The 16,875-nt window shown below is 70.2% G+C and carries 23 protein-coding genes; 16 read left to right on the forward strand and 7 right to left on the reverse strand.

Going from position 1 to position 16,875, the window contains the following annotated elements; genetic code table 11:
• The first annotated feature begins 3 nt into the window (after nt 1-3).
• Genes J4709_RS26560 through J4709_RS26580 form a run of 5 tightly spaced genes read left to right on the forward strand, consistent with a single transcriptional unit; the run spans nt 4 to nt 2,344 of the window.
• Entirely contained in the window at nt 4-564 is a 561-nt protein-coding gene (locus tag J4709_RS26560) for a 3'-5' exoribonuclease domain-containing protein (RefSeq protein ID WP_208244514.1), read from the forward strand.
• Nucleotides 561-1,001 carry a hypothetical protein gene (locus J4709_RS26565; RefSeq protein ID WP_208244515.1) on the forward strand — a complete coding sequence of 147 codons (441 nt, stop codon included), beginning with the start codon at nt 561-563 and terminating at the stop codon, nt 999-1,001. Before J4709_RS26560 ends, J4709_RS26565 begins: the two co-directional genes overlap by 4 nt.
• Nucleotides 1,001-1,471: a hypothetical protein gene (locus J4709_RS26570; protein WP_208244516.1), complete on the forward strand. Its 471-nt coding sequence runs from the start codon at nt 1,001-1,003 to the stop codon at nt 1,469-1,471. Before J4709_RS26565 ends, J4709_RS26570 begins: the two co-directional genes overlap by 1 nt.
• Nucleotides 1,437-2,054, forward strand: a complete 618-nt coding sequence (locus J4709_RS26575; RefSeq protein ID WP_208244517.1) for a hypothetical protein — start codon at nt 1,437-1,439, stop codon at nt 2,052-2,054. Before J4709_RS26570 ends, J4709_RS26575 begins: the two co-directional genes overlap by 35 nt.
• Before the next feature lie 20 nt (nt 2,055-2,074).
• Complete coding sequence (locus J4709_RS26580; RefSeq protein WP_208244518.1) at nt 2,075-2,344, forward strand: DUF2829 domain-containing protein; 270 nt, start codon at nt 2,075-2,077, stop codon at nt 2,342-2,344.
• A gap of 3 nt (nt 2,345-2,347) precedes the next feature.
• On the opposite strand, the gene J4709_RS26585 is transcribed toward J4709_RS26580, so the two are convergent.
• The 6 genes from J4709_RS26585 to J4709_RS26610 all read right to left on the reverse strand — a co-directional run bounded on the left by J4709_RS26585 (nt 2,348) and on the right by J4709_RS26610 (nt 6,225).
• Entirely contained in the window at nt 2,348-2,566 is a 219-nt protein-coding gene (locus J4709_RS26585) for a hypothetical protein (RefSeq protein ID WP_208244519.1), read from the reverse strand.
• Nucleotides 2,563-3,075 carry a hypothetical protein gene (locus tag J4709_RS26590; protein ID WP_208244520.1) on the reverse strand — a complete coding sequence of 171 codons (513 nt, stop codon included), beginning with the start codon at nt 3,073-3,075 and terminating at the stop codon, nt 2,563-2,565. The genes J4709_RS26585 and J4709_RS26590 overlap by 4 nt, the downstream gene beginning before the upstream one ends.
• Before the next feature lie 149 nt (nt 3,076-3,224).
• The gene (locus tag J4709_RS26595; RefSeq protein WP_208244521.1) at nt 3,225-4,346 is read right to left on the reverse strand and encodes a DUF3560 domain-containing protein; all 1,122 of its coding nucleotides are present in this window, start codon (nt 4,344-4,346) and stop codon (nt 3,225-3,227) included.
• A 65-nt stretch (nt 4,347-4,411) separates the two neighbouring features.
• Nucleotides 4,412-4,921, reverse strand: coding sequence for a hypothetical protein (locus J4709_RS26600; RefSeq protein ID WP_208244522.1), 510 nt, complete (start codon nt 4,919-4,921; stop codon nt 4,412-4,414).
• A gap of 24 nt (nt 4,922-4,945) precedes the next feature.
• Entirely contained in the window at nt 4,946-5,095 is a 150-nt protein-coding gene (locus tag J4709_RS26605) for a hypothetical protein (protein ID WP_208244523.1), read from the reverse strand.
• A gap of 383 nt (nt 5,096-5,478) precedes the next feature.
• Nucleotides 5,479-6,225, reverse strand: a complete 747-nt coding sequence (locus J4709_RS26610) for a DUF2786 domain-containing protein (RefSeq protein WP_208244524.1) — start codon at nt 6,223-6,225, stop codon at nt 5,479-5,481.
• A gap of 337 nt (nt 6,226-6,562) precedes the next feature.
• Between J4709_RS26610 and J4709_RS26615 the strand changes: the two genes are divergently transcribed.
• The 4 genes from J4709_RS26615 to J4709_RS26630 all read left to right on the forward strand — a co-directional run bounded on the left by J4709_RS26615 (nt 6,563) and on the right by J4709_RS26630 (nt 9,111).
• Nucleotides 6,563-7,267, forward strand: a complete 705-nt coding sequence (locus J4709_RS26615; protein WP_208244525.1) for an adenine nucleotide alpha hydrolase family protein — start codon at nt 6,563-6,565, stop codon at nt 7,265-7,267.
• Nucleotides 7,254-7,970 carry a hypothetical protein gene (locus J4709_RS26620; RefSeq protein WP_208244526.1) on the forward strand — a complete coding sequence of 239 codons (717 nt, stop codon included), beginning with the start codon at nt 7,254-7,256 and terminating at the stop codon, nt 7,968-7,970. The genes J4709_RS26615 and J4709_RS26620 overlap by 14 nt, the downstream gene beginning before the upstream one ends.
• Nucleotides 7,971-8,100: 130 nt before the next feature.
• A complete protein-coding gene (locus tag J4709_RS26625; protein ID WP_208244527.1) occupies nt 8,101-8,550 on the forward strand; it encodes a P27 family phage terminase small subunit in 450 nt (149 codons plus the stop codon).
• Between the two features lie 6 nt (nt 8,551-8,556).
• The gene (locus J4709_RS26630) at nt 8,557-9,111 is read left to right on the forward strand and encodes a helix-turn-helix domain-containing protein (RefSeq protein WP_208244528.1); all 555 of its coding nucleotides are present in this window, start codon (nt 8,557-8,559) and stop codon (nt 9,109-9,111) included.
• 89 nt (nt 9,112-9,200) lie between these two features.
• Here the strand turns inward: J4709_RS26630 and J4709_RS26635 are convergent, their stop codons facing one another.
• On the reverse strand, nt 9,201-9,431 hold the full coding sequence (locus J4709_RS26635) for a hypothetical protein (RefSeq protein ID WP_208244529.1): 231 nt from the start codon (nt 9,429-9,431) through the stop codon (nt 9,201-9,203).
• A gap of 205 nt (nt 9,432-9,636) precedes the next feature.
• On the opposite strand from J4709_RS26635, the gene J4709_RS26640 reads away from it, so the two are divergent.
• From J4709_RS26640 to J4709_RS26670, 7 genes are all read left to right on the forward strand, one after another.
• Complete coding sequence (locus J4709_RS26640; RefSeq protein WP_208244530.1) at nt 9,637-10,920, forward strand: PBSX family phage terminase large subunit; 1,284 nt, start codon at nt 9,637-9,639, stop codon at nt 10,918-10,920.
• Nucleotides 10,921-10,990: 70 nt separating this feature from the next.
• Nucleotides 10,991-11,482 (forward strand): hypothetical protein, encoded by a 492-nt coding sequence (locus J4709_RS26645; RefSeq protein WP_208244531.1) that lies wholly within the window; start codon nt 10,991-10,993, stop codon nt 11,480-11,482.
• 150 nt (nt 11,483-11,632) lie between these two features.
• Nucleotides 11,633-12,679 carry a YaaC family protein gene (locus tag J4709_RS26650; protein ID WP_208244532.1) on the forward strand — a complete coding sequence of 349 codons (1,047 nt, stop codon included), beginning with the start codon at nt 11,633-11,635 and terminating at the stop codon, nt 12,677-12,679.
• The gene (locus tag J4709_RS26655) at nt 12,676-13,044 is read left to right on the forward strand and encodes a hypothetical protein (protein ID WP_208244533.1); all 369 of its coding nucleotides are present in this window, start codon (nt 12,676-12,678) and stop codon (nt 13,042-13,044) included. The genes J4709_RS26650 and J4709_RS26655 overlap by 4 nt, the downstream gene beginning before the upstream one ends.
• A gap of 46 nt (nt 13,045-13,090) precedes the next feature.
• Nucleotides 13,091-14,713, forward strand: coding sequence for a phage portal protein (locus J4709_RS26660; protein WP_208244534.1), 1,623 nt, complete (start codon nt 13,091-13,093; stop codon nt 14,711-14,713).
• Nucleotides 14,714-14,820: 107 nt separating this feature from the next.
• On the forward strand, nt 14,821-15,765 hold the full coding sequence (locus J4709_RS26665) for a hypothetical protein (RefSeq protein WP_208244535.1): 945 nt from the start codon (nt 14,821-14,823) through the stop codon (nt 15,763-15,765).
• Nucleotides 15,766-15,813: 48 nt separating this feature from the next.
• Nucleotides 15,814-16,875: a major capsid protein gene (locus J4709_RS26670; RefSeq protein ID WP_208244536.1), complete on the forward strand. Its 1,062-nt coding sequence runs from the start codon at nt 15,814-15,816 to the stop codon at nt 16,873-16,875.

The following is a 16,875-nucleotide window of genomic DNA, read 5'->3' on the forward strand; positions in this document are numbered from 1 at the left end:
CGCATGCGGATCTTCTACGACTGCGAGTTCATCGAGGCCGGCCCGGACCACCCCGTCGAACTGGTCAGTATCGGCATGGCCGCCGACGACGGCCGCGAGTTCTACGCCGTCTCCTCCGACTTCGACACCCGCAAGTTCTTCGCGTCCGACTGGCTGGTCGACAACGTGTGGCCGTCGCTGCCGCAGCGCCAGGACCCGCCCGGCGTCCGCTGCCGCTGCATCCACGGGCACCTCGACTTCGACCACCCCGACGTCCGACCCCGCGCGCAGATCGCTCGCGCGGTCCACACCTTCATCGCCGCGACGCCCGCCCCGGAGCTGTGGGCGTGGTACGGCGCCTACGACCACGTGGTGCTGTGCCAGCTGTGGGGCTCGATGAACGATCTGCCGCCCGGCGTCCCGATGTGGACCAACGACCTCAAGCAGGAAGCGCAAAGGCTCGGCGGCCCGCGGCTCCCCGACCAGCCGGCCGGACTCCACAACGCGCTGGCCGACGCCCGCCACAACAAGGTCCGCGCCGAGACCCTCGATCGGCTGCGCGCCGAACTGGAGCCCGCGAAGTGAAGACGATCATCTGCGCGCTGAACGCCGCCGACGCCGACGAAGCCGCCGCCGCCCTCGCAGTCGAGTCCGGCGACCGCGTCCACACCCACCAGCTCAGCCGCATCACCGGCGCCGACACCTGCGACGTGACCGTCACCAGCGGGTTCGCGCGCCGCCCCGACGCATTCGAGACCTGGCAACTGGTCCGCACGGCCGTCGAGCAGATGGACGCCCCGCCGATCCTGCCGACGCACCCGCCGCTGATCAACGCCCTCTACACCACCGACATCGACCCGCGCACCGTCGAAACCCTCAGCGCCCTGATCGAGCCGTTCGCCGACGACGGGGGCCACACGGTGAGCGTGGCCGACGCCGCCCGCACCTTCGCGGTCGTCCTGGAAAGGACGCAGGCGGCCTACGAGAGCGCACTCGAACGGGCCCACGCCGGCGAGTCCTGATGCGCACGGTGATCTGCGCGCCGGGACACCGCCAGGCGGTCACGGAGGCGCGAAGCCACGGCGTCGCTCCCGACGACATGATCATGGCGAGCGGTGTGCACAGGCTGAGGGGCCTCCTCGGGTTCAGCGTCCTGGTAGTCGAGGGGTTCACCAGCCGCCGCGACGCGGTCGAGGTGTGGCAGGTGCTGCGGCACCGCGCCGAGTGCAGCCGCTCAGGGCCAGTGGGCGGCCCGGTCCTGCCGTTCTGTCCGCCGCCGTTCACCGTCCTATATCGGGCGGACGTCGCGCCGGCGGCCGTCGAAGCTCTGGCCCGGCTGCTGGATCCGTTCGCGACTGGCAACCCTCCGATGGTGCCGCTGGCCGCAGCAGCCGCCGTCGCCGGCGACCTCATCGAACGGCACACCATCCGCAACGCGAGCATGGCCGGGGGCGGTGATGGAACACCAGAACCCCGAGCCGTCTCGCCGTGACCGGAAGGTCGTCGAAGCCGCCGCGTCGGTCCTGGCCGCCGGTCTGACCGCCGCTGCGGCGGCCGCCGCGCTCCGCCGGGCCCTCAAGCCGCTCCGCCTGGCCGCCGCGGCGATCCGCGCCGCCGCCGACCTTGCCCGCCGCATCCCCGCCGACCGGCGGCCCCGCGCCGCCGGTCCCACGGCGCAGCAGAACCGGCGGGACTCCCACCACTACCGGGCGTGGTACCTGGTGAACGCGGCTCGCCGCATCCACACCGCGATCAGAGCCCGCGGCGAGAACGAGACCGTTGCCGCCGCGGTCCGCAATGCACTGCGACCGGAGATGCGGTATCTGCGGCAGCATCTGGCAGCCCAGCAGAACCGCCGCCGCGCCGCCGCCGACGCCGACCGGATGGCCGCGATCTACGGTGACCGGCTCGGCTGGTGGTCGGCTCAGGACGGTTCCACCACCAGCGAATGCCGCCACGCCCACGGCCGCGACTACCTCGTCAGCCGCCCTCCCAGGATGGGCCTGCCGGGCGCGGTCCACCCACACTGCCGGTGCCGCTCGGTACGCCCCTGGGGCACACGGCTCCTGACCTAACCCCTGGAAGGGAACCACGCATGGACTTCGGAGAAGCGCTAGCAGCACTCCGCGCCGGCGACAGGCTCACCCGCGACGGCTGGAACGGCAGGGGCATGTTCATCGTGCTCCAGGCCGGCTACCCGGACGGCATCGCCATCAACGCCAACACCGCACAGGCGACCGGCATCGAGCAGGGCACGGTCTGCAAGTTCCGGCCCTACCTGATGATGCGGACCGTCGACGGCGACTTCGTCCCCTGGGTGGCCTCCCAAACCGACCTGCTCGCCACCGACTGGTCCACCACCTGACCCCTACCGGCTGTCCCGAGGCGAGGAGACAGGGAACACGCGCGGCTCGTCGGTCTCCCGGTCGATGGCGATGACCGCGTCCACCTCACCGGCGAGCATCGCGTCGAGCATCCGGTCGGCGGGGGAGACCTCCGGATCCGGCACCGGCCCGGTGGGAGAGTCCGGGCGCAGCCGCCGGTAGTACACCGCCGTGTGCTGCTCGTCCTGGCGGTCGTCGGTCACTTCGCCTCCTGGACGGCGAGGAGGTCCTCCCCGCGGATCTCGCGGCTGCAATGCGGGCACAGCGAGGGCAACTCCAGGCTCCGCCGGCTCCTGACGTTCGCGCCCTCGGGCAGGTCCTTCCGCCGGACCGTCTGACCGCAGTGCGGGCAGTCGCCCGGCAGTTGAAGGGTGCGAGGAGCGCGGGGCGAGTACGCCCCACCGGTTCCGGCGGGACGGCCCGCACCGGCACCCTTACCGGGCCTGTTGGTCTCCCACGCCCGGTAGGCCGCCATCCGCCAGAACGGCACCCTGCCGAGGGTGGTTGACTCCTCCGGCATGTCGCCGGCCTTCGCCTGAGGAGTGCCCCGGCGAGCGTTGTGCCGGGACCGGTTGGCCTCGACGGTCGTCTTCTTCACCCCCTGCAACGCGGCCCACACATCGACATTGATGAGAGCCTCGTCGGGGATGGCGTCCCGGTCGGCGGGGAGCTCCGCCGGGTCCTGCAAGACAATAATCCCGTCAAGTTCCATGAGGGCAGAATAGTGCGCCGCCAAGCGGGCATCGCTCCGCCGGACCAGTTCCGGTCGGGTCATCAGCAGGGGCATCGCGCTGTCCTCCTCACAGCCCACACAACGCGGCAGGCCCTCCCCACCAGGGGAGGACCCACCGCCCCGAGGGGCTAACTGTCCTGGGGGGCCGGCTGCGCCAGCTTGACGGCCATCTCCTCAGCCGACATCCGACCCTGAATGTCGTCGTAGCCGAACCGGTCGGTGTGCAGCCGCCCGCCGGTCAGCTGGGCCTTGGTGGCCGCCTCGACCGTGAGCACCGCCCGGTGGTCGCCAAGGTGCTGCCACGGCACCGTGAGGGTCTTAGGGTTGACCCGGATCACCTCGAACCACCGGCCGCGGTGCAGCGCGAAGTCTCCCTTGGCGAAGTCACCGGGGCCCCACACCTTCAGGCCTTCGGCCTTCAGCTTCTCGACATGCTCCTGCCAGTAGGCCAGTTCCCCGGCCGTCTGCTCACGGGTCGTGGTCATCCGGATCATTCCCGGGCTCGCCGGCACCGGTGCATGCGGGCGCCGCAGCAGCTTCCGGAACCATTCGCGCAGCACGGCCCCTCGGACGGCGGCCCTCTTCGCCGCCGCCTCCGCCTCCGCCTTGACCCGCATGGACTCCAGGTGCCGGTCCATCCTGCGAAGCTCGGCCTCCAGCCGCTCGATCCGCCGAAGCGTGGTCGGCAGGTTCTCGCGGTGCTGCCGGTACTTCTCCGCCGCCGCAGCCCGCGCCGCCCAGTACTCGCCGCGCTCCATGTCCTTCACCGCGATCCCGTCGCTGCGGTGCATCTTGTCCAGGAAGTTGCGGTGCCGCCGCTCGCTGTAGTGCCCGACGAGGATGGGCTGCCCCATGGGGATGTGCGACATCCGCTCCCGGTTGTGCTGCCACCTGGACAGCCCCGCCCGCAACGCCCGATGCCCCCGGACCCCGTACCGTTCCGCCCGGTCTTCCGCCCGCTCGTTCCGCTCGGCCTCCGCCTTGCCGAAGTCCCGGCCCGGGGAGGCGTCGTCGATCTCCACCACCACCGTGTGGCCGGCCTCGGTGAGCCGACGCTTCGCCTCCCCGATCGCCCAGGTCTTGGACACCTTGTCGCGCGAGTGCGGGAGGTACCAGCAACCCAGGTCCCTGGAGAACCGGAACCCGCAGCCGCCGCGGCCGCCGAGGATCGTCCCGGTCCCGTCTCCCCGCTCCGTGCCGTGGACGAGCGTGCCCTCCGGGAGGGTATGCGTGATCTTGATGGTCGCCATCCGGCGATCTCCTGTTCGTTAGAAGGGGGAGGGGCCCGGCGCGGTGGCCGGGCCCCGGCGCGAAGTCAGGCGGGGACCTTCTCCCGCTCCGGCTCCTCCGGCCGCTGCTCGCGGGACTGCCGCTTGAACTCCGAGTAGGTGATCCGCCCGTGCTCAGCCCAGAAGTTGAGCAGCTCCTCGCTGGCGTACTTGCGGGCCCGTGACCACTGCCCGGAGAACAGGCTCTTGGGGTCCACACCCGCCGCCCAGCCGGCCGCGTTCAACACCTGTCCCCGCGTCTCCGCCTCAGCCGCGAGGTAGGACGCCTCGATGTAGTCCTGGTAGTCCGAGCGGAGCCGCCGCTCCTTGGCCTTCCGCCGCTCCAGCCGGGCCGCCTTACGGCGCGCCTTCTCATCCACCCGGTCGCGGCGCGTCGCCTCCGCCTCGACCGCCTGCACGACGTACGGCCTCCAGTCCCACCGCCGCAGCAGCATCGCCAGCTCGTCGTCGGTGAGCTTGATGAGCCGCTCGGGGCGCACGGCGCGGCGGGCGGGGTTGAACGAGTGGGCCAGCGCGGTCAGCTTGACCTTGAGCATGATCAAACCCTTCGGGTCGGGGGGTTACGAGAGCAGGTCAGCGGTGCCGCACGGGTCCGGCTCGGGGAACATCGCCTCCTGCCGGTACTCCGCCTCCGGGCCGGCCTCGGTGTCGAAGTCGCGGGCCCCCATGTCCAGCCAGTTCTTGCCGGCGTCGCACTTCGCGTCACCCATCTGGTTTCTCCCTGGTCCGTTCCTGGTTGGTTCCGACACTCCGAACCTATGGCAATCCAATAATCAAGTCAAGTAGACAGGCAGGGAAAATTGAATGGTCACAGAATGGCCTGTGAGGGGTCATTCCGGCTCCGGCCACTTCCCCTACAGGGGAAGCCCTGCAGTCCCCTCACAGGCCACTACAGGGCCGCCCGTAGGCCGCTGCAGGGCCGCCCGTAGGCTGCCCGCCCGCCGCACCGCTCCCGCCCGGTCCGGGCACTGTCCGGCCCGTCCGGTCCGGGCACCGTTCCCAGCTCTTGACCGGTGGCCGGCTACGGCGGGCCCTGTGATGGCATGCGGAAACCCCCGGCAGGGGGACCCTGCCGGGGGTTGGAGCCGGTGGCTCAGCCGATCGCGCGGGTGGCCTTGCCGCCCCCGTCCACTCGGGCGTCACCGATGTCGGCGTTACGGCCGTCCTGGCGACCCTGCGCCGTCGCGAGGTAGTGCTGCTTGCGGGCGCCCGTCAGCTTGACCGTGTGCGGGAACATCTTCCGGTACGCGGCCCGGATCCGGTCGGCCTCGGTCTGCAGGACCAGGGCGTTGCCCGGCGCCTCGTCGGCCAGCTCACCGACCCGCGCCCGGATCTTCTCCGCGACGCCCGCGCCCCAGCCCCGGATGTAGTCCCAGCACCACTGGTCGACGGCGTCCCAGACCTGCTGGTCGTCCCAGCCCGGGTGCAGCTTGCGGAGCTCGGCCTCCCGCTTGTCGCCGGCGGCGTTGAACGCCGAGTTCATCTGCAGCGACAGGCTGGTGAGCAGGACGGTGAGGCTGTCCAGCAGGCTGCTGGTGCCGACGATCGTCATCTCGCCCTTGTGGGTGTCGGCGAGGGCCTCGCCGCCCATCGCCACGATCAGCGGGTACACCGCCTCGTAGTACACCGTCCCGTGCTCGATGGGCATCTCCATGACCATCAGGGTGATCTCCTCGGGGTCCTGCCCCTTGGAGCTGCGGATCTGGGCCTCCTCGATCCCCTTGGCCTTCATCAGCTTGGCCGCCATCGCGGCGGCCGCCTCCGCCTCCGCCGGCGGGGTGTTGGGGTGCTCCGCCTTGTTGAGCAGCGCCTGGATCTTGCCGACGTAGTCCATGGCCATCTCAGGACCTCCGGGTAGTGGTGGCCGGGACCGTGTGTCCCTGCCGATGACCAGAACACTATGGCAATCCAATAATCATGTCAAGTCATCTTGGAATGTAGACTCTGACCTGCCAAGATCCCCGCCATCCGTCACCCTGCCCGCCGCCCGCCCCTGCCGTCTCCGAGGGCATGAGGGCCGCCCCGGGGGTGACCGTGTGCCCCCGTGAATGCCCGCCCGTACCTACAGACACCCGTAGGCCACTCCGGCCCCATGTCTGCCGTACTCACTGCCGAGCCGGTGACAGGATCCGGCCATGACCTGCCCGCCACAAGCCGACCATGATAAGAATATTGGTATGCCAGTGATTGAGATTGAGGGAGTCCCTCCCTCCGCCACACTCCGCAAGGAGCTGGCAGAGGCCGGCAAGCCGGTCCTACTCAGCTTCAGCCGCGGGAAAGACAGCCTCGCGGCCTGGCTCGCACTCCGAGACGCCGACGTCGAGGTGATCCCGTACCACCTGTACCTGGTGCCCGGCCTGCGCTTCGTCGAGGAGTCGCTCGCCTACATGGGCGAGTTCTTCGGCTGCGGCCCGATCCTGAACCTGCCGCACCCCTCGCTGTACCGGTGGCTCACCGCCCTCGTCTACCAGCCGCCCGAACGCTGCGCGCTCATCGAGGCCGCGACCCTGCCCCAGTTCACCTACACCGAACTCAACGACCTGGTCCGCGAGCACTACGACATGCCCGAGGCGTGGGTATGCGACGGCGTCCGCGCCGCGGACTCCCCGAACCGCCGCATGGCCCTGAAGTCACACGGCCCCATCAACAACACCGCCCGGACCCAGAAAGTCGTGTGGGACTGGCGCAAGGCCGACGTCATGGGCGCCATCGAACGGGCCGGCGTCCAACTGCCCCCCGACTACCTGTGGTTCGGACGCTCGTTCGACGGCCTCGACCACCGGTTCCTCGCCCAACTCAAGACGTACGCCCCCGACGACTACCAGCGGGTCCTGGACTGGTTCCCGCTCGCGGACATGGAGCTGTTCCGTGCCGATCTCTGACGAGGTGCGCCGCCGCCTGGAGGCCATGGCCGGCCGCGGCATCAAGCCCGGCGAGCCGCCGCCCGAGGCCCCGCCCGACGACCCCGACAAGCCGCGGCTACGCCCCGGCGACGAGGACGCCAGCCCCGAGGAACTCGAAAAGCGCCTCGGGTTCCGGGAGCGCGCCCGCCGCGAAGACGAACGATTCCGCCGCGCGACCGACTCCGAGTACTGGCTCGCGCTGTGCTTCCGCGACCCCGAAGACCCCGCCCGATTCTGCAAGGCCGCCCGCATCACCCTGCACGGCCACTACATCCACGGCCCCGACCTCGCCGCCGCGGTCGGCAAGACCGCCGTGCAGAACGCCCGCGACCGAGCCAAGGCGCTCCTGTCCTCCCGCGCCCTCACCGGTACGGACGGCGAGTCCGTCACCGACCGCCTCACCTCGACCCTGCCGCCCGACCCGCTCGCCGGCCTCACCGGCACCGGTGGCTTCGAGCGCGAGTGCGCCGAGGAACTCGCCGCCCTCGCCTCCGCCTTCACCGCACCCCCCGACCCGCACCCCGCCAACGTTCTGGACTCCCCGCACTGGATTGTCGTGGTGTTCCCACACCGCGAAGCCAAGGACGCCTTCCTCGCCGACACCGGCCTGGACGTCCTCGGCGACAAGTACCTCGACGGCCACCAGGCCGCGAGCACCATGAAGATCCGACTAGGGAAGTGAGGCACCATGCGTCGACGTCTCGGCAACCTGTTCGGCGGCTCCCGCCGCCGCGGCCGCGGGGAGAGCACCCCGCCGCCGGCCCGCCGCGCCGCGTCGCCCAGCCGGGCGCGCAACTCCGGCACCTGATCCGATGCCCAAGCGCGGCACCCGACAGCCGGCCACTGAGAAGGCTCCCGAGTCAGCCGCGCTCCAGCTGCTCGACGGGGGAGGGGACACCACCGTCCCCGCCCCCGTCGACCCGCCGGACTGGCTCTCCGACGAAGCCACCACCCTCTGGCACACCCTCGCCCCCCACACCGCCCCCGGCACACTCACCGAAGGCACCGCCCCCGCCTTCGCATTCCTGTGCAACGCCCTCGCCACCTACGTCGACGCCGACCAGATGGTCCAAACCGCCGGCGTCCTCATCGCCGAAGGCCAGGGCCTCGCCCCCAACCCAGCCCTCGCCATCCGCGAACGCGCAGACGCCACCGTCGGCAAATGGGCCCGACACTTCGGCCTCATCCCCGACCCCCACACCGCAGCACCAGCGACCACCCAACGGCCCCGCACGCTGCCCCACCTGGTAGAAGGCGGGTGACCACGTGTGCCCCCACGCATCGACGACGAAACCCGGGCCAAGATCCTCAAGGCCATCAAGGCCGGGAAACTCTCCCGCAACGCCATAGCCCGGAAGTACGGCGTCAGCGTCGGCACCGTCACCAACATCGCCAAAGCCGCCAACCTGACGTCTGCGTTTGACCGGTCAAAGAGCAAAACCGCGCGCGCGACACAGGCCCGCAAGTTCGACGCGCTGGCCGCCCGCGCCAAGCTCCTCGTCGACCTGTACGGCGACGCCCAACGGTTCCGGGAACGAGCCTGGTCGCCTTACACCCAGATCGTCACCGGGCCACTCGGCACCGAGCTCGTCACGACCAAGCTCCCGCCGATCCGCGACCAGCAGGCCGCCTACACCGCGATGGCCATCGCCCTCGACAAGGCCCTGAAGATCGAGTCGGTCAACACCGGCGACGGCGCCGAGCAGGGCAAGACGATGATCGGCGACCTGCGCGCCGCGCTCGGCCTGGCCTACGACGCGATCGAGGCTCAGGAAGCGCAGGCGGTGCAGGACGCCGGCTATGAGGCACCCCCGGCCGAATGACGGCGGGTGCCGTGTTTCCGCAGGTGGCATACAAGCGACCTGCGGAAACACGGCACAATGCGGCGGGGAGCGGGGAGAAGCCCACCGCATCAGCGCCGGCCCCGCCTGCCGCCCGGCGCGAGCAGGTCGAGGCTCCACTGGAGCACGACCTCAAGGACGGCCCGCGCGTCTCGACGCCTGCTCGGCTTCGCCGACCACACCGCAGGCAGTAGCACGCCAACCAGTACGACGAAGATGCTGAGTACGAGGAGGACGAATACGTAGTCCTTCGCGGTGGCCGCCGTCATCAACATGACGGGATACCGAGCGATCATCTTCATCTAGTCCGGCCTCCTCACCGTCGGGCCAGGGCGGCGCCCCTCCTGGGAAGGGCAGGCGTCCAAGCCACGGCGACCGGTCAATAGATGGCCACGACAGATAATCTCTCGCGCCTTCACCTTGGCAGCGTCCGCCTCACGGCCGCAGGCGTTTCCTCTAACCCGTCGGCCGGCTGCGGCTGGCGGTTGCGTGGCTGAGGGGGTGGTTGTGCCCCCGGCAGTCGACCTGGAGCGGGTCACGAGCGTGATGTCCCGCAAGCAGATCCGCTCGATCGTCGAGTCCGAGCGGGTGAAGATCTCGCTGTGGGAGGGCGCGGTCTCCAGCGGGAAGACCATCGCCAGCCTCGTCGCGTTCCTCATCGCCGTGGCGCAGGCCCCGGAGAACGGCCTGATCTTCTGCGTCGGCCGGACGCTCCAGACGGTGGAGCGGAACATCATCGAGGTGCTGATGCAGCCCCTCGGGCCGTTCGGGCCGCTCGCGAAGTACGTCGAGCACACCCGCGGCTCGAACGTCGCCACGATCTTCGGGCGGACCGTGCACCTGGTCGGCGCGAGCGACGTCCGCGCCGAAGGTCGCATTCGCGGCGCCACCGCGTCCCTGATCTACATCGACGAGGCCACGCTGATCCCCGAGGGCTTCTGGACGATGTGCCTGTCGCGTATCCGCGTGCCGGGCGCCCGCTTGATCGCGACGACGAACCCGGACGGGCCCTCGCACTGGCTGCGCAAGAAGTTCCTGCTGCGCGAGGGCCGGCTGAACCTGCGGTCCTGGCACTTCGTGCTGGACGACAACCCGTTCCTTGAAGAGTCCTTCAAGCAGGACCTGCGCAACGAGTACGTCGGGCTCTGGTACCGCCGCTTCATTCAGGGCGAATGGTGCCTCGCCGAGGGCAGCGTCTACGACATGTGGGACGAGGACCGCCACATCGTCTCCGCACTGCCGGAGATCGTGATGTGGCCGGCGTGCGGCATCGACTACGGCACCAGCAATCCTTTCTCGGCGGAGATGGTCGGGCTCGGCGCCGACGGGCGCCTCTACCTGACCAACGAGTGGCGGTACGAGGCGAAGGTCACGCGCCGGCAGCTGACCGACCCCGAGTACTCCGCGCGGCTCCGGGACTGGGCCGCGCACATCCGCGTCCCCGGCTTGTCCGCGCGCGGTGTCCAGCCTCGCTACTGGGTGGTCGACCCGTCCGCCGCGTCGTTCATCACGCAGCTGTACCGCGACAAGGTGACCCCGACCCTCGCCGACAATGCGGTGCTCGACGGGATCCGGCTCGTGTCGTCGCTCCTGGCCACCGACCGGCTCCGCGTCCACGAGTCGTGCACCGGCTGGATCGAGGAGGTCCCCGGCTATACGTGGGACCCCGACCAGGCCGAGAAAGGCATCGACGAGCCCGTCAAGACCGACGATCACTCGTTGGACGCCGGCCGGTACGGGCTGAAGACGACCGAGTTCCTGTGGCGCCCTCACCTCGCCCTCGCCGCCTAACCAAGGTGCCGCGTTTCCGCAGGTCGCAATCAAGTCACCTGCGGAAACCCGTGACCAGACAAGGACGCCCATGGCCAACCCCGACTCGCCGCCGAACCCTGCGCCCAGCGACGACCCCGAACGGTTCCGGCTCGTCGGAGACGAGAACTGCGGCGTCGCCCTTCACTGCCTCGACTGCGACCGTGGAGGCCTGCCACTGGCCTACTTGGATGGCGGCCTTGGCGGCTACGACCACCAGGACGTCGAAGCCACCGACACCATCCTCGGGCTCCTCACCCACGCCGACGCCCACGGCTGGCGCGTCCACGGCCGCCGACCCCGATTCAACCCCTACAGCCGGTCCCGGTTCGACCGCGCCTACAACGGCTCCTGGATCGTGCCGCGCACCCCGCACACGGACATGCCGGTCGGCCCCCGCGTCCGCGACGAAGGGATGATCCGCCGCGAGGCCGGCGACTCCAGCCCCACCCACGCCCGCCAGTACGCCGCGCAGCTTCTCGCCGCCGCAGACGAGGCCGAACACCGCCGCGGCCGCTCCTCGGCCGCGAGGTCCTGGCCGTAGAAGTCGACGCCGGCCGGGACGCCCTCGTCGGCAGCCTCCCGCCGCCGTTCGGATTCTCCGGGAGCGGCGGAGGACAGGCCGATCGTGCAGCCGCCTCGACCGTCGTCGAAGACCGGCAGCGACCGGCCGGGCGGTGAGACGATGACGGACATGCCGGATGCCGAGAAGACCTGGGGGCGAATCCGCGCGACGCGCGCCAACCCACCAACCCCCGCCAAGAGCACACCCGAGAGGCGCCGCACGTACGGCACCGCACTGGAACAAGCCCAGCAGATGTTCCACGCCGCAGAGGCGGTCGGGCCGGAGACACAGCCCCTTCTGATCTTCTACGGGCTCAGCCAGGCCGGCCGCGCCATCGCCGCCGCATCGGCATCATCGATCGCGAACGGCGAGGGATGGCAGCTCCGGAGCCATGGCATCCAAGCGAATGGCCTGGATGGGCCCTTGCGTGACATTCGGGTCGTGAGCGGCAAGGCGGGGAAGCCGAGCAGCTTCGTGCGGCTCTCGGAGATCCTCGACTCCCCGCTGCTCCCGGAATCGGCTGAGGTTCGTCTCGAAGACCTTTGGGACTGCATACCGGGCAACAACGAACGGCCGCTCAGCGATGACGAGCAGCACAGGCGCATGCCGCTGTTCGTCAGCCAGAGCTTGCACGCAGATCCGCACCCTTTGCTGAGCGTCCGCGTAGTGGACTTTCCGCCGTGGGTCGTCGCTTCTTCGCAACCTCGCCAGGCCCTGGACGACTACCTCTCGGCGTTCCCCGATGTTCACCACTACACCGATTTCCTGAAGACGAGCAACGACCCGGAAGGTGACCCGGACTTCGTGCTCCGTACCCCCGGTGGCTGGGGCGAGCTCCTCATGCACTGGTTGATGCCGAGCGAACAATCCAGCACGGTGGAAGAGCGCCTCGGGTACTTGAAGACGATGGTGCGTCCCTACGCCGGCGGATGGTGGTTCTTCCCCGAGGTCGGAGGGGCCGGCCGCAGCGTTCACCCCCTCATGGCGTGGTGGGCGGTCTTGCACGCGCTGTCGATGCTGGCCCGCTACCAGCCCGACCAGTGGATGGCCGAGATCAACGTGGACGAGGACGGCTCCCGGGCGGTCGCGATCGAGCAGCTTCTATGGGAAGCGCGCACGACCGTTCCGATCCTCATCGCCGAGACCATCGAGCACGTTGCAGAGCCGAACACGTGAATGACCGCCTGGCGGCCGCGGGGTGCCGCGTCCATGGCACCGGCTGCTCCATCCCGTGGGGCTACGACGAGGCGCACACCGACCAGCACCACCCCTACACGCCCGAGCAGCTCGCTGGCCGGGAGGAGTGTCCGCACCGGTACGCCTACCCGACCGTCGAGGACTACCTCGAAGGGTGGCGGCTGTGGCGTGTGTACCGCAATGAGAACCGCCTGAACCCGGCCGAGGCAGCCGTGCGGTGGGCGGTCATCGAGGAGCGCATCATCAGCGCGCTTCCGCCGCACATCACCGCCGCGACGCTGAGGCCCTACCTCGCGTCCCCGCCGGCTGCGCAGTTGCCATCTGCGGAACACGGCACCGGCTGAATCGGCCTGACCAGGCCCCGAGCTACGAAAGGGGGCCTGGTTCCGCATGGCCAATGATGTGTGGCCGCCTCCCGAGCTGGCGCCCATCCACGACCGCATGGCCGTCTGGTCCGCGTGGTGGACCGGTGAGCCCGACGAACTCGAATACGTGTACGGCGGGGACGGGGTGGCCGCGGTCCGGCCGCCGAACTGGCCGCGCCGCCGCCCCCTGAACCGGCCGTCCCAGTACCGGGGCGGGATCGTCGGTGCGCTCGCCCGGATGTTCTGGGGCCGGCCCACCCCCGAGGGCGAGCTGCGGTCGAAGATCCACATGCCGATCGCCTCGGACATCTCCGTGGTGTCGGCGAACCTGCTGTTCGCCGACCCGCTCACCTTCAAGACCCCGCACAAGGCGACCACGGACCGGCTTCAGGAGCTCCAGGACGACGGAATGCAGGCCACCTTGCGGGAGGCGGCCGAGACCGCGTCGGCGCTCGGCGGCGTCTACCTGCGCACCTCCTGGGACAAGGACATCGCCGACCGGCCGTGGCTGTCGGTGGTGCAGCCCGACTGCGCGATCCCGACCTTCCGGTACGGGAGACTCCGCGAGGTCATGTTCTGGACGGTGATCGAGGACGACGGGCAGCAGACCGTCGTCCGTCACCTGGAGACCCACAAGCCCGGCGTGATCCGCCACCAGGTGTTCGTCGGCACCCCCACCTCGCTCGGCCAGCTCGCGCCGCTCGGCGACTTCGAGGACACCGAACCATTCGCCCGCATCGTCGAGAACGGCGATGAGATCCCCACCGGCATCGACCTGCTGACGGCCGGCTACATCCCGAACATCCGCCCGAACCGGATCTGGCGGAACCTGCCGGAGGGCGTGAACCTCGGCCGGTCCGACTACCAGGGCGTCGAGGCGTTCATGGACTCGCTGGACGAGACCTGGACCAGCTGGATGCGGGACATCAGGCTCGGCAAGGCCCGCATTCTCGCCGACCGGGCGATGCTGGAGTCCGAGGGCCGCGGGCAAGGCGCCTACCTCGACCTCGACCGTGAGGTGTTCACGCCGGTCGAGATCAACCCGATGTCCGGCCAGTCGCTCATCAACGAGATCCAGTTCTCGATCCGCGTGCAGGAGCACCAGGACACCACGCAGGCGCTGCTGGAAACGATCGTCCGCTCATCCGGATACTCCGCGCAAAGCTTCGGGCTGGTCGCCGACACCGCGCTCACCGCGACCGAAGTGCAGGCCCGCAAAGAGCAGAGCTTCCAAACGAAGGCCCACAAGATCAACTATGTGCGGCCCGTCCTCGCCCACATGAACCACGCGCTCCTGGCCATCGAGGAGGCCGCGTTCGAGCGGCGCGGACTGCGGCCCCAGCCACCCGACATCGAATGGGCGCCCGGCATCACCCCCGACCCCGCCGACACCGCACAGACCGTGTCGCTGCTGGTGTCCGCCCGCGCCGTGTCGCTGCAAACCCGCGTGGAGATGGTCCATCCCGACTGGGACGAGCCCCGCGTACTGCAGGAGGTCGAGCGGATCAAGGCCGAGGAGCCCTCCCCGCTCGACCAGATTCCCGCCGCCGGCGCTGGCCGGCCCGGCTTCTCCCCGCTGGGGGAGGCGCGGCCGATCAACCGCGACAGCGAACGCGCCGCGGAGCCCGCCGGCTCACCCCGTACCTGAACCACCTCGTAACCGTCGGGGGCCGCCTGGCGCCGCCCCCGCCACCCATCAAGAGACCGGCCCGACTGGCGCGGGCCGGCGTCTCGCATGCCCTGGAGGCATCCTGCATGAACACCACGAAGGCGACTCCGGCGCTGAACCTGCCGGACGTGTCGACCCTGCCCATCCACGACCGCACCGGGCTCCGCGCCATCGGCGTGCTGCCCTCCGGCCGGATCGTGTGGCCGGTCATGGGTGGTGCGGACGACGACACCGACGACCAGGACGGCGGCCAGGACGACCGGGACACCGGCGGCGGCCAGGGCGGCGGCAGTGGCGCCGGCCAGGACGACGACGATGACGGCAACGGCCAGGACGACGACACCGACAACGACGACGGCGGGGACGGTGGGGACGGCAAGGCCGGCAAGGACAAGCCGCGCCGCACCCGCGACCGCCGCGCCCGTGCCGGGGACGACAAGACCGAACGCACCATCGCCGCGATCCGTGACGACTTCAAGGACGAGCGGTCCAAGCGGCAGGCCGCGGAGAAGGCCACCGCCGCGCTGCAAAAGCAGCTCGACGACATGCAGGCCACGCAGACCAAGCAGATGGATGCGCTGGCCAAAGCCCTCGGGCTGAAGAAGGACGACACACCGCCGTCGCCCGAGGAGGTCGCCAAGAACCTCGGCAGCAAGCTCCAGGCGGCGGAGGCCGAGACCGAGACCGAACGCAAGCGCGCCGACACCGCACACGCCAACTACCGCGAGGCCGCCGTCCAGCTCGCGGTGTATCTCGCGGCCGACGACCACGACGCCAACCCGCGCGCGCTGCTGGACAGCGCTCGCTTCCTGAAGTCCGTCGCCGGGCTGGACCCGGACGCCGACGACTTCAGCAGCAAGATCGCCGACGCGATCGACACGGCCGTCGAGAAGAACGAGCGGCTCCGCAAGGCCAAGCCCCGCGCCGCCGAGCGGTCCGGCGGCGAGATGAACACCGGCAACAAGCCGCAGCGCAAGCGGCCCGCCTCTCTCAACGAGGCCGTCAAGAAGCACTACGACCAGGCCAGGTAGCCCACACCTAGGGGCGCCGCGCCGGCCTGCGAACCGAAGGAGAACAACGTGCCCGTAACCCTCGCCCAGGCGCAGGTGAACGCGGACGACGACGTCAACTACATGGTCATCGACAACTTCCGGCGCTACAGCTGGCTGCTGGACCAGATGGTCTGGGACGACGTCGTCACCCCCGGCACCGGCGGCGGGTCCAGCCTCACCTACGCCTACACGCGGCTGATCGAGGCCGCGCAGGCCAACTTCCGGCGGCTGAACACCGAGTACACGCCCGGCCAGGCCAAGCGCCAGCGCTACAGCGTGGACCTCAAGCCGCTCGGCGGCGCGGTCACGATCGACCGGGTCATCGCCCGCCTCGGCAACCCCGCCACCACGGAAGTCAACTTCCAGATGCAGCAGCTGATGGCATCGGTCCGCGGCCGATTCCAGCAGGCGCTGATCCTCGGCGACCCGGCCACCGAGGAGGACCAGGACGGCTTCGAGGGCCTCGACCTCGCCCTCACCGGCACCGCCACCGAGTACTTCCCGGGCGGCGACCCCATGTACACCGACTGGACGTCGGCGAGCGTGGACACCGCCGACAAGGCCCTCACGCGGCTGGACGAGTTCGACGACTTCCTGTCCCGCCTCGTCCCGTCCACGGTCGGCTCGATCGACCTGGGGGCGCCCGGCGCACTCCCGCCCGGCGTCCGCGCGATCCTCGGCAACACCCGCTCCATCACGCGCCTCAAGAGCATGGCGCGGCGCGCCGGCCAGTTCACCGCCACCCGCGACGACCTCGGCCGGCAGATCGAGCGGTACGGGCCGTGGACGCTGGTCGACATCGGCGACCGCCTCGACGGCGCGGCGCCGATCATCCCGATCGAGGCCCGCGACCCCGACGGCGCCGGCGGCGGCGCCACCGTCACGGGCCTGACCGACATCTATGCCGTCTGCTTCGGCATGGACTCCTTCCACGGCGCGTCCATGGCGGGCGTGCCCCTGGTGGAGACCTGGCTGCCCGACTACACCACCTCCGGCGCCGTCAAGTCCGGCGAGGTCGAAATGGGCCCCGTCGCGCCGGTCCTGAAGAACACCAAGGCCTGCGGCGTCTTCCGGAACGTGAAGGTCTGA

It is taken from the genome of Actinomadura violacea, assembly GCF_017573465.1.
GTDB lineage: Bacteria > Actinomycetota > Actinomycetes > Streptosporangiales > Streptosporangiaceae > Spirillospora > Spirillospora violacea.